The following is a 12,179-nucleotide window of genomic DNA, read 5'->3' on the forward strand; positions in this document are numbered from 1 at the left end:
AGGAGCTTTCAAGAGCGAGCCATCCATAGAGCGCTTACAAGAAAGAAGAAAATGTATTCAGATTTTTCTCTAAAAACAGCCATGAGCATCTGATCCCAACTAAAACGATGAAAAAGGTTCAGATTCTAAAAATTACATCACCTTATGAAGGTGGCTTTGCTGTGCTGATTATGTGAAGTCCCGCCCCATATCCTTCATACAAAACAAACGAGGAAATATACGTATTTCCTCGCCAGTAATTAGAAAAGCGCAAGCACCTTTTTTGGAACTAAGACTAAGCTCGTACGTTCTGTAGCGAAGGTGGGAGTCCTACAAGCAAATGCTCTCCACCCAAAAAGTCATGCATGGACTTTCTGGGTGAAGAACATTTGACCTAAATCGTCTGCTTGCCTGACATCAAAACTCGTTTTAAACATACTCGCTTATTCTTTTATTTTGCCGTTTGTTTTTCTTGAAGAAACCACGTATCAATTTGGTCCATGATGGATTTTGTCGCAACAGCGTCAGATAATTTTGGCAGTTGGACTAGCAAGGCTTCTTTTGGTGCATGTATTCCTTCTTTATGCTTCTGTAAGATCAAAATACTTTTCGCCGATTGCTCGTTTTTAAACATGGAAAGAGGCAATTGCACAAGCCCTTGAATATGCGTGTGTTTTCTTAAAAACTCATTTAATTTAGGAGCTTCTTCCGATAAAAAGAGATTATTGGGAACGATAAAGAATGTGTATCCCCCATCCTTCAAATGCATAATACTTTGCTCAATAAAGAGATGATGCGCATATGAATGCCCTTTGTCAGCAGCAAGCGTATACTCACTAGCTCGCACATCATTTGGATAATAGCCTATTGGCAAATCACTCACCACTACATCCGCTGGGTCAATAAACAGCGGCTCTAGGCTATCTTGGTTAAAGAACTGAACTTCATGTTCTTGTAGATTCGCTCCTGCATATGCAAGTCTGATCAGCGTTTCATCCACATCGACTCCATAGGAAGCGATGTTTTTGTCTGTGAGATAATTGAGGATGGTGTACAGTAAATTCCCCGTGCCAACAGCTGGGTCTAACATTGACAATGTAGCTTGTTCATTCGTGAACTTCCCGATTAAATAACTGACAAATATCCCCACAGCATCAGGCGTCATTTGATGGTTCGGCTGGATGTTTTCTTTCATGCCCTTTAGAATGGCTAATTGATAGGCTTTCCGAATTTCTTCTTTCTGATTCTTATCGAGCTTAAATTCTTGATAGTGTTTCATTAATCTTTTTTGTGATAACTCACTAATTTCTTCCTGTAATACTTTGCCGTGAAATAAATTTTCTCCTGTTTCACCAAGAGCATCTAAATACGTACATGATAGCTCTTCTTGTAATATTTGAGCTGTTTCATCAAAAATATGGAATAATTCTTCTATCGGGGCAAATTTCAAAGTATACTTCCTCCTGTTTCATTCTCGTGTATTATTCTAAAACTCTTGAACTAGAGACACAAGCGCCATGGCTCTTTTACATCGCTTTGTTCAACAATATTAGTTTAAAAAATGATTCTTGGCTCCTTCGTACGAGAAGGCAATTTCACAAAAAAGAGACGAAAATCCATCTTATCATATAACTGGCCTTTTAATATAGAAATGGGGTTCATCAATGGGGAATGTCAAAACAAGAGGCTGTATTATAATAAAAGGGTCAGACCCCACATCTACTATCTATCGTTTAAAACGCGAACATGACGCAATAAACGGTGTATAGAGTGTAGGTCAGACCCTTTCTGAGACATTATTTTGCTGCTTTGGCTGCTTCAATTGCGGCAAGGTAGTCAGGGTGTGAAGTACCTTCACTCACATATTCAACATATGTAACTTGATTATTGCTATCAATAACGAATACAGCACGAGCAAGCAAACGAAGTTCTTTCATAACAACACCAAATGCAGTACCAAATGAAAGGTCTCTGTGATCGGAGTATGTATGAACATTCTCAAGACCATTTGATGCACACCAGCGACCTTGTGCAAATGGAAGATCTACACTGATTGTTAACACTTTTACTCCAGCCACTTTCGAAGCTTCTTCGTTAAAGCGTCTTGTTTGTGCATCACAAACACCAGTATCGATGGAAGGAATTACACTAATAATACGGACAGAACCATTAAGATCACTAGCTTTTACTTCTGAAAGATCATTTGCTAATACGGTAAAGTTAGGTGCTTGATCGCCTACCTTCACTTCTTCACCTACAAGTGTGATCGGGTTGTTCTTAAATGTAACAGTTGCCATTAATAATTCCTCCCTTTAAGCTTTATGTATTACTGTTTAATGATAGATTGTTCCACCTTATTTTGCAATTGTTTAACATTACGATCACATATGAGGGTGTCCAAATATGCAAAGGGTCAGACCCCGCAACAACTAAATACAGTGTGAGATACGTGTATGAAGCACGACATACTGATTTAGAGTACGAGATCAGACCCTTATGAGACACGCCTATAATCCAAACATTCTTTTACTCTTGTTTAATGGCGACTAGCCATTCATTAAATACCTAAATCATCTAATTTTTGCGGGGGGCTTTTTGGGTTGCTTTGTTCATTTTTGGACAGCATCGATTGAATTTTTTCGCAAACAGCTGGAGCTAAATCAAGAACTTTTTCAAGTAAATGTGTACCTTGATCAAGGTGTAGCATTTTCACTCCATGTGAACCAACGATGAGAAAAGCAATCGGTGTAATAGAAACACCGCCGCCACTTCCACCGCCAAACGGTTGACTGCCTCCAGAATCGCCTTTCTGGCCGCCATCCATCATAAACTCACTTCCGCCTGTTGCAAAGCCGAAGCCAACCTTTGACACTGTTAGAATAACACTGCCATCCGGCGTCTCAACCGGATCACCGATAATTGTATTTACGTCTACCATTGCTTTAAGATTTTCCATTGCGGCTGTCATCAAGCCTTGAATCGGATGATCTGACATCTTATTTCCTCCACTCTACATCAATTTCTAGTTTGAATCTTTTGCTACTTGTTCGGAAGAAAATTTTACCTTTCCACCTTTCCAGTAGCGGAATATTTTTATTCCTGCCACAATAGCATGTCCGATTCGAAACTCAACTATGCAAAAAAATGAGGTACTCGCTGCTGGTTTCGCATAATCAGGAGTGATCGTGTAAATCGGCATTTTTTTAAATCTTATGTAGCTACTTAACAGCCCGATAATCGATCCTTTCATAGCATATGATCCACCAACGCAAATGCCCGTTAATACCGCATCTCCTGTGCCGATTAGACTATGCCATTGAAATGTTTTAACCTTCACTTTACGTAGAAATTTACGAACTAGTATATGGAATCCGAATACATGTTTAATTAACTTCTTCATATTTTCAAAACTATTAAGCATTTCTTCGGCTGTAAAATCTTTTACAGCCTCTTGTCCAGCGTTGTTTGCATTGATGCCTTTTTCTTCTTTATAGACAATGGCTGCGGAATCTTCAGCTACTTTAATAACTGGAATCTTGATCGTATAACGGATCATCCCACCCCAGGCACGTAATTTCAGGCGAAGGTGGTCATCTTTCTGTATATGGGAGTATGTAATGTGGATTTTTATTTTTGTCATAAAAATAAGAATGAATATAAATAGCAAGATTGCGATTACTAAGATAAACCACTTCATAGGTTCACACCCTTTCAACTTCTCATTGTGGTCGTATATGCAAAAAAATAAACCTGCAGGATCGAGAAAATCCCACAGGTTTATTTTTTTAGCTACAGGCGCCATCGGCTCGAGGTCAGAAGTCAATCAATCTGATGGGAAAAGAACACTCCCCATACAGCTTGCTCGTCTTCTGCTTGTCGCCGATTAACGGGCACCTTCCGCTTTTCTTGTTACTTTCTATCTAATATAACTGTTGTGTCGGCAAAGATGTCATGAAGTCCTTGCTTTTTCGGGAGGAATCCGACAATGATGTAGCCTGCAAAAAGAAACTTGGCAATGAATCGGCCAATGAATTCTCTAAAAAACAATGTCCCCCAAGAGATCCTTTCTTCTTTCAGACTAACAACTTTCAAGCCGAATATCATTTTTCCTAATGTTTTTCCAAAGAATCGAGTCATCAGCACGAAATACAAATAGAAAACGATTGTTGTTCCAATTGCTTGAATAGAAAAGAAGGAGTTGTCAAAAACATTCCCGGTAATGGCCATGGAAAGAGGGCTAATTAGAATCCGATTTAAACTACCAATGACTAATAAATCGGCTAAATAGGCCCAAAACCTCATCCAAAATCCAGCATAGGCCACTGAATAGCGTCCTTCCTGATCGAAACCTGCTACTTGATTTGTCAAAATCAACTCTTTCCCCCGTAACGTTTCATCTAAATCAAGTTGGCGAGAATTTGATTCGTACTCTTTATCAAGATTTACATCATTATTTGTCTGTTTATCCTCATTCATTCTTCTCGCCTCCTCATTGTGAATATAGGTACATCAATCGCGGAGAATTCGTTCTCGAAAGCAATTCAACCAGACCCTCTTTCTCAAGGTCATTCCCCATTAGCTTTCTTGCGCCCATATTGAAAAGAGTTCCAAAGCCTGCTTGATCTGTGTACCTAATCACCGAGGCATTTTTCAATTTCAAATCTTTTTGCATCGCTGAAATTGTATCATCTAATGTGCCGAGACCATCAATTAACTTTGCATCCAGTGCCTGGCGACCATCATAGATTCGGCCGTCCGCTAATTTTCGGACTTGGGCATCTGACATACCTCGGCCTTCAGAAATAATTTTCACAAATTGATTATATGAATTATCAATTAATGATTGTAGGATATTTCTTTCCTCATTTGTCATCTCTCGTGTTGGGCTCATAATATCTTTGTATGGTCCACTTTTAATCGTTACGAAATCAACGCCATATTTCTCTGCCAATTTTCCGTAGTTCACACTTTGCATAATAACGCCTAATGAACCCGTTAATGTTTCAGGACTTGCAAAAATCTTATCCGCTGGCGCTGACACATAATATCCGCCAGATGCGGCCATAGATCCCATTGAAACGTAAACTTTCACTCCACTTTTTTGAATCTCTAAAATTTTGTCACGGATCTCGGCACTTTCAACAACACCGCCGCCTGGTGAATTGACACGCAAAATCATTCCTTTTATTGCTGGGGTTTCATTCACCATATCCAATTTGTCCATAAAGGCTCTGTGATTGTAACCGGTTGTACCTAACAATGAGCCGGAATTGCCTGTATCTTGAATAACTCCTTCGATATCAAGTACAGCAATTTCGTCAAAGCCTGTACCTTGTTCAATCACTTCTGTCATAAATTCACCATCTGATCCAAGAAAATCATTAAACAGCTTATCAACATCAACGAACATGGCTGTGGTCAAGAAATTGAAACCGATTGAGAAACCAAATAACACGACCGCAATCCCCAAAGCAGCCCAACGCTTTCCATTCATTATCTTCATCCTCTCTCTACTCTGGACTTAATAGAGGTTGTTCAAAAAGTCCGGTCCTCTCGAGATTTGCTCGCAGAACTTCTCGGATCTTTTATCCTCCTTTTTGAACACGCACTACTAGTTTATGCGTTTGAATTTTCAAAATGTTTCATCTCATGATAAACTAAGGAAACACCCTAATATTGTAACAAACAATCTACTTTTTTGGAAAATAATTTCAATACTGTTGGAGGTTTTTACTATGGATAATCGTCGTAATTTGTATTTCTTTTATGCACAATCTGAAGATACTCTTGCTAAAGTACAGCCATTACAGGATTTAGCACAACGCAATGGGTATAATATCGTACCTGATTTTAAACACGCGAACATTATCGTCAGTATTGGGGATGATGGGACATTTCTTCAAGCAGTCAGAAAAACGGGTTTCCGAGAAGATTGCTTATATGCGGGGATTTCTACAACAGGGAACTTAAATATGTATTGTGATTTTCATTTAGAAGATACCAACAAAATGATTGAATCAACAGAAACAGATCAAATTGAAGTACGGCGCTATCCAACGATTGAAATTAAATTGGATAATCAGCCCTCTTTCTTTGCGCTCAATGAACTAAGCATTCGTTCTGCGATTATAAAAACATTCGTGCTGGACCTCTTTATTGATTCAATCCATTTTGAAACGTTCCGGGGCGATGGGATCGTGATTGCTACGCCAACTGGAAGTACTGCCTACAACAAATCAGTGAAAGGCGCGGTTGTGGATCCAACTTTACCATGCTTTCAAGTGAGCGAGCTTGCTTCGATCAATAACAATACTTATCGAACGCTCGGATCCTCTTTTATTCTTGGACCTGAACGAACATTATCCGTCAGAATGCCACAGAATGAAAACGATTACCCAACGATTGGTCTCGACAATGAAGCACTAAGCATCCGCGATATTGAGAAAATTCAAGTAAAACTAAGCGGAAAATCGATTAAAACGATCAAACTAAAAGACAACTCATTTTGGGAAAAAGTAAGAAGAACATTTTTATAATTAAATAAAGAGGATGTCCCAAAAGGGTCTGACCTCGCACTCTAAATCAGTATGTAGTGGTTCATTCACTTATCCTATACTGTATTTAGTTGTCGCGGGGTCTGACCCTTTGCTTTTGGGACATCCTCTGGTTTTAATAAAGATCAAGCACCATGTCTTACTTGTTTTTTCACTTTATTGCTTCCTATGACTCTATTTTTTGTAATCGAGAGAGTATAGATGACTAGTGCGCTCCAGATAAAGATGAACGCAAGTAAGTGGACTTTCGTAAATGACTCATGGTAGACAAATACGCTAAGTATCAATGATAGGGTTGGACCAATATATTGCAAAATCCCGAGCATAGATAGCGGAATTTTTTGTGCTCCTTTTGCAAAAAACAATAGTGGCAGCGCTGTGACAACGCCCCCTCCCATTAATAGTAAAGCTGTATGAGGTGCTGTAAAGAACGCTGAACCTGATGTAGACAGAATATAAATGATATATCCTAACGCAAATGGAGTAACCATTAAGGTTTCTAATGTGAGCCCCATAGCTGAGTCGGCTTTTATCATTTTTTTTGCTAGACCATACAGTCCAAACGTTACAGCCAAAATGAGTGAAATCCATGGGATTGAGCCAAAGTAAAGACCGAGAATAAGTACACCTGCACCTGCAAGCGAAAAGGCAAAGACCTGTTGCTTACTTAGTTTTTCTTTTAAGACAATGACCCCAAGCAGTACACTAACTAGTGGATTGATATAATAACCAAGACTAGTTTCCATAATCCTCCCTGCATTCACAGCCCAGATGAACGTTCCCCAGTTAATGCTGACCAAAACCGAAGCAAGAAAAAGCGAGAACAGGATTTTTCGATTCTGAACAATCTCTTTTAGAAAACTGACAAAATTCTTCCATTTTCTAGAAATCAATAAAAGAACGACCATAAAGGCAAACGACCAAATAATCCGATGAGCAAGGATTTCTCCAGCAGACACATCTTGTATCATCTTCCAATACATCGGAATGATGCCCCATATTAAATAAGATAATGCCGCAAAAAAGGCACCTTCTCTTTGACTTTCCAATTTCATGACCTGCATGCCTTCTTTCTATTATACTATTTCAGATTACGAAATATATTTATTATACATGCAAGTTTCTACTTCTTCTATGATTATTTTTTCGCATAGACAATCTGTTCGTTGACAACTGTCATACCTGCTTGTATTTCAAGCCATTCATCAGGCTGGACGGCGTACAAGTCATTTTCAAAAACTGTGAAATCGGCCACATACCCTGGAGCAATCTTGCCACGCGATCCTTCTTGCCCAATCGCATAAGCACTCCCAGTCGTATATAAGGAGAGCGCCTCAAATAGCGATAGACATTCCTTTTCATTATAAATCGTTTGGTCTGGACCAAACGGCTTTCTTCTTGTCACAGCAGCATGAATACCGAGCAACGGATTGACCGGTTCAATCGGCGCATCTGAACCGCCTGCACAATGAATGCCTTCTTCAATGAATGTGTTCCATGCATAGTTATATTCCATATGCTCTTTTCCTATTTTATCAATAACCCATGGAAAATCAGAAGGGACAAAGCCAGGTTGAATATCGAAAATCACCGGTAAATCTTTGGCACGATCTAATAAATCTTTTCTCATAATTTGTGCATGAATAAGCCGATCTCTCAATCCAGGCTTTGGTGGGTAAGCGTAAATGGCATCCAGTACCCTTTCGAATGCAAGATCACCAATTGCATGTACAGCGATTGGCATCTCATAATTCCTTGCTTTTTGAACAAGATCATGTAGTTCCTTTTCTGTATAAATCGCCACACCTTGCGTATCCGGAAGGTCACGATACGGGTGGCTTAATAATGCCGTATTGCCGCCAAGTGATCCGTCTGCAAATAGTTTCATCGCATCTAATTCAATTAACCCTTGTTTACTGCGATATCCATACCCAGCTTCTTTCATGTCATCAACCACTTCATTATGAACGAGCAGGCTGACACGGAATGGCAATCTCGCTTCCTCAATAACTGAAACAAATGCTTGATAAGTTGGCAAAAATCCATTGTAATAATGTAAATCTTCCGAATGCCCCCCAGTTAAGCCAAGTCTATGGCAATCACGAATCGAAGCAGACAACGCACGCCTCACATATTCCTCCGTAATTCCCGGTACATGATTCATGATCAGTTTCAAAGCAGGGGCTTCTTTAAACATACCGTTTAAGCGGGCATCCTTATAACGCCCAACCACTCCGCCAAACGGCTGCTCGATATTTTCCTTAATGCCACTACCTGTCAAAGCCGAGGAATTCACAACGACAGCATGACGGCAAGCCCTTTTTAAAACGATCGGATGTTCATTGGATAGTTGATCCAAGTCATCTCGCAATATAAGTGTAGAATCTGGCCATTCATTTTCATTCCAACCTTCTGCAATAATCCATTCTCCAACAGGCGTTTGTGCACATTTTTCAAGTAAAGCCTGTAGGATTTCATCTCTGCTCATCATCGAAAGGTCCAACCTCATTAGCTTTTCACCAAGTCCAATCAAGTGCAGATGGCTATCCACAAGTCCTGGAATAAGCATTTGACCTTGCAAATCGACTTCATTCGTAATGGTGTATCGATATGTATCTCGAAGTTCTGAAACCTCGCCAACCTCAATGATTAAGCCATTTTCAGTAAAAATCGCCTCTACTTGATCATATTCTGTTTGCATCGTATAAATGCTTCCGTTATACCAAAGCGTCCCCATTGTTTGCCCCCCACACACTTGCTCTATTTAACCACATTGCTTTCTTCCTAAAGTGTATCACCAAACTCAGAGTATTCCACAAGAAAACGTATTAGGGGCATAGAGTGTGCCTCAAAAGGTCTGACGCTTCTTTTTGAGACACACCCACGAGCCACGAAACTTCATCAAAATAGCATAATCTAATAATCCAAATCTGGTCAGTCTTGTGCACCCGCTTAGAAGTAGCTGTTGCTCATAGTCGCGTTTTAGCTACAATGATGATTCTATATTTGAAAATTTAGCTAAGTCCTCTCTGTTCCCAATTACCACTAATAAATCTCCTGTATGAATAATCTGATCTGAGGATGGAGATACGATTATTTCTCCTTCTCTAACGATGGCAATGACACTTACATTGTATTTGGCACGAATATCAAGATCTCGTAAACTTTTTTCCGCCATTCTAAGTGGAATGATGATTTCCTCGATATTGAATTCTTTTGACAGTTCAATGTAGTTCAACATATTCGGTGATAGGAGCTGATTGGCAACTCGTTCCCCCATGTCTCTTTCAGGATAGATGATCCAATCAGCCCCTATTTTCTCTAAAACCCGGCCATGGTGCTTGCCTAGAGCTTTCGCTATGACTTTTTTCACTCCAAATTCTTTTAAAAGCATAACGGTTAAAATGCTCGACTGCATGTCATTCCCAATTGCGACAATTACACAATCAAAATTACGAATCCCGATTGAAATAAGCGCCTTTTCTTCTGTAGTATCTGCCACGACTGCATGAGTAACGGCTAATTCAGCATCTTCGACTCGTTCCTCATTACAATCAATTCCCAAGACATCCTGCCCAGCCTCATGTAATTTTCGAGCTACACTCATGCCAAATCTCCCCAAACCAATAACCGCATATTGTCGTTTGACCATATCTTATTTACACTCCCTATTTTTCATTAACCGATCATTATTTTCCCCTTTGGATGACGAAATGCATCCGGTTTACGCCTCATAGCAACGGCAAAAGCAATCGTTAAAGGACCTAATCTTCCTGCGAACATCGTGAATATAATGAGTACACGACCAATAGGTGATAGTTCTGGGGTTAATCCCATCGATAGACCTACTGTGCCGAACGCTGAAGTCGCTTCAAATAGATACATCATAAAATCATGGCCTTTTTCCGTGATACTCAGTAGCATGGTCATGGTAATAACAAGGAATAATCCACTTACCGTTACAGTAAGTGCTTTAAATATCGTGTCAAAAACAATGCGTTTATGAAAGAAGACGACATCTTCTTTTCCTTTAATTTGTGAAAAGACGGTTCCAAGTAAAGTAGCAAAGGTAGTCGTTTTAATTCCGCCACCTGTTGAACCCGGAGAAGCGCCAATAAACATCAAGATACTCGTCAGAAATAATGTTGGTTGTGTTAATTCTGAAATATTCAATGTATTAGCTCCATCTGTTCTCGCTGTCACCGATTGAAACAAGGCTGCTAATCCTTTTCCAAGATAGGATAAAGGCTCTAATGTTTTATCATTGCCATATTCAAAAATGAAGATTAAAATGCCCCCACCTACAGTTAAAATTAGACTAGTCAGTAATACCAACTTCGTATGCACAGATAAGCGTTTTGTATCATGATATTCATAAAGTTCATTCATTACGATAAAACCAATTCCTCCTAATGTGATAAGCGCACAAACGGTTAGTACGACCGTTGGATCTTCCGCGTACGGGGTCAAACTCCGAAATCCTCCCAGTAAATCAAAACCTGCATTATTAAAATTGGAGATTGAATGAAAAATGCCAAAATAGATGGCTCGACCAATCGGCATATCAAAAGAAAAACGGATCGATAAAATAATGGCACCGCCAAGCTCGATCGCTCCTGTAAAAATCAACACTCTTTTTACTAACCTGACAATGCCTTCCATCGATAATTGGTTTAACGCTTCTCGAAGTAATAATCTTTCTTTCAGTGATATTCTTTTGCCTAAGAGAAAAAAGAAAAAAGTTGCAACTATCATAAACCCTAATCCGCCGATTTGAATGAGCAGTAATATGACAATCTCGCCAAAACTGCTAAATGTGCTTCCTGTATCTACAATGACAAGCCCTGTCACACATGTAGCAGATGTTGCGGTAAATAAAGCATTCAAGAACGAGAGACCGACTCCATCTTCTGTTGAAAAGGGAAGTGTCAGTAATAATGCACCTATTAAAATTACGGCCGCAAAGCCCAATACAAGAATTTTTGGCGGGTTTAGAAAATCTGTTATTTTTGTCATAATGATCTCCTACTTATTAAAATATTGAATCGAGCATCATTCCATTCTGCAACGTCATAAAATTATTTATCCCGCATTAATGGAGAGTCAAGCCCCCACTGATTGAAGTTTCACTTTATCAAAAAGGGAAAAGCAGATTGAACACCAAAAAGACCAATGGTACTTTTCTCCGTAATGCAGTCATGCACGATCATTCAAGATTCCAGCGGTAAACCAAACGATTCACACAATGGTATTGAATGCTTGCCAAAACAACATGTTGATTGGAGAAAAAGTACTCATTGGTCTACTTAACGCCCAGCAAGTTATCCACTCTCTTTGCGTTCTATCATCCAAGAAACTTTTTCATATTTACATATATTAAAAAGACCTACAGATTGTTCATTAGGCTGCTTTCTTGCTTCACTCACAACAAAAAAGCCCCCTTAAAATTAGGTAGTCTTATGAACTCCTTCGCTAAGCCTGTGAAGAAAGCTTTCGGGCAGGGTGGCGAAAGAGTATCTCATCCTTTCTGCAAAAGCAGAATTAATCCCAAATTAGTGGGTCCTCCGTTCTCAATTAATTGAGATTGGGCCGATATCAAATTTGTTATTTATGAGAATTATTGTACGCCCGCTGTATAATCATTGT

11 protein-coding genes and 1 riboswitch are annotated in these 12,179 nt (G+C 39.4%); of the genes, 1 reads left to right on the forward strand and 10 read right to left on the reverse strand.

The window, feature by feature from the left end:
• Positions 1–430: 430 nt before the first annotated feature.
• The 6 genes from AC1MGI_RS20410 to sppA all read right to left on the reverse strand — a co-directional run bounded on the left by AC1MGI_RS20410 (position 431) and on the right by sppA (position 5,473).
• Positions 431–1,429 (reverse strand): class I SAM-dependent methyltransferase, encoded by a 999-nt coding sequence (locus tag AC1MGI_RS20410; protein ID WP_480347427.1) that lies wholly within the window; start codon positions 1,427–1,429, stop codon positions 431–433.
• Positions 1,430–1,775: 346 nt separating this feature from the next.
• The gene (gene tpx / locus AC1MGI_RS20415; RefSeq protein WP_062176773.1) at positions 1,776–2,276 is read right to left on the reverse strand and encodes a thiol peroxidase; all 501 of its coding nucleotides are present in this window, start codon (positions 2,274–2,276) and stop codon (positions 1,776–1,778) included.
• Between the two features lie 260 nt (positions 2,277–2,536).
• Positions 2,537–2,974, reverse strand: coding sequence for a GerW family sporulation protein (ytfJ, locus tag AC1MGI_RS20420; protein WP_062176770.1), 438 nt, complete (start codon positions 2,972–2,974; stop codon positions 2,537–2,539).
• A gap of 27 nt (positions 2,975–3,001) precedes the next feature.
• On the reverse strand, positions 3,002–3,676 hold the full coding sequence (locus AC1MGI_RS20425) for a DUF2953 domain-containing protein (protein WP_480347430.1): 675 nt from the start codon (positions 3,674–3,676) through the stop codon (positions 3,002–3,004).
• A gap of 212 nt (positions 3,677–3,888) precedes the next feature.
• On the reverse strand, positions 3,889–4,281 hold the full coding sequence (locus AC1MGI_RS20430; protein WP_480349893.1) for an RDD family protein: 393 nt from the start codon (positions 4,279–4,281) through the stop codon (positions 3,889–3,891).
• Between the two features lie 187 nt (positions 4,282–4,468).
• Positions 4,469–5,473 carry a signal peptide peptidase SppA gene (gene sppA, locus AC1MGI_RS20435; RefSeq protein WP_062176763.1) on the reverse strand — a complete coding sequence of 335 codons (1,005 nt, stop codon included), beginning with the start codon at positions 5,471–5,473 and terminating at the stop codon, positions 4,469–4,471.
• Between the two features lie 241 nt (positions 5,474–5,714).
• On the opposite strand from sppA, the gene AC1MGI_RS20440 reads away from it, so the two are divergent.
• Positions 5,715–6,515 carry an NAD kinase gene (locus AC1MGI_RS20440; RefSeq protein WP_480347432.1) on the forward strand — a complete coding sequence of 267 codons (801 nt, stop codon included), beginning with the start codon at positions 5,715–5,717 and terminating at the stop codon, positions 6,513–6,515.
• A gap of 143 nt (positions 6,516–6,658) precedes the next feature.
• Here AC1MGI_RS20440 and rarD read toward each other — a convergent pair whose 3' ends face one another.
• From rarD to AC1MGI_RS20460, 4 genes are all read right to left on the reverse strand, one after another.
• Positions 6,659–7,588 carry an EamA family transporter RarD gene (gene rarD, locus AC1MGI_RS20445; protein ID WP_480347434.1) on the reverse strand — a complete coding sequence of 310 codons (930 nt, stop codon included), beginning with the start codon at positions 7,586–7,588 and terminating at the stop codon, positions 6,659–6,661.
• An 83-nt stretch (positions 7,589–7,671) separates the two neighbouring features.
• Positions 7,672–9,270: an amidohydrolase gene (locus tag AC1MGI_RS20450; RefSeq protein ID WP_480347436.1), complete on the reverse strand. Its 1,599-nt coding sequence runs from the start codon at positions 9,268–9,270 to the stop codon at positions 7,672–7,674.
• Between the two features lie 249 nt (positions 9,271–9,519).
• Complete coding sequence (locus AC1MGI_RS20455; protein ID WP_480347438.1) at positions 9,520–10,185, reverse strand: potassium channel family protein; 666 nt, start codon at positions 10,183–10,185, stop codon at positions 9,520–9,522.
• Between the two features lie 26 nt (positions 10,186–10,211).
• Positions 10,212–11,549, reverse strand: coding sequence for a TrkH family potassium uptake protein (locus tag AC1MGI_RS20460; RefSeq protein ID WP_480347439.1), 1,338 nt, complete (start codon positions 11,547–11,549; stop codon positions 10,212–10,214).
• Positions 11,550–11,993: 444 nt separating this feature from the next.
• Positions 11,994–12,134, reverse strand: a riboswitch (cyclic di-AMP (ydaO/yuaA leader).
• Positions 12,135–12,179: the final 45 nt, after the last annotated feature.

Source organism: Peribacillus sp. BM1 (genome assembly GCF_056679975.1).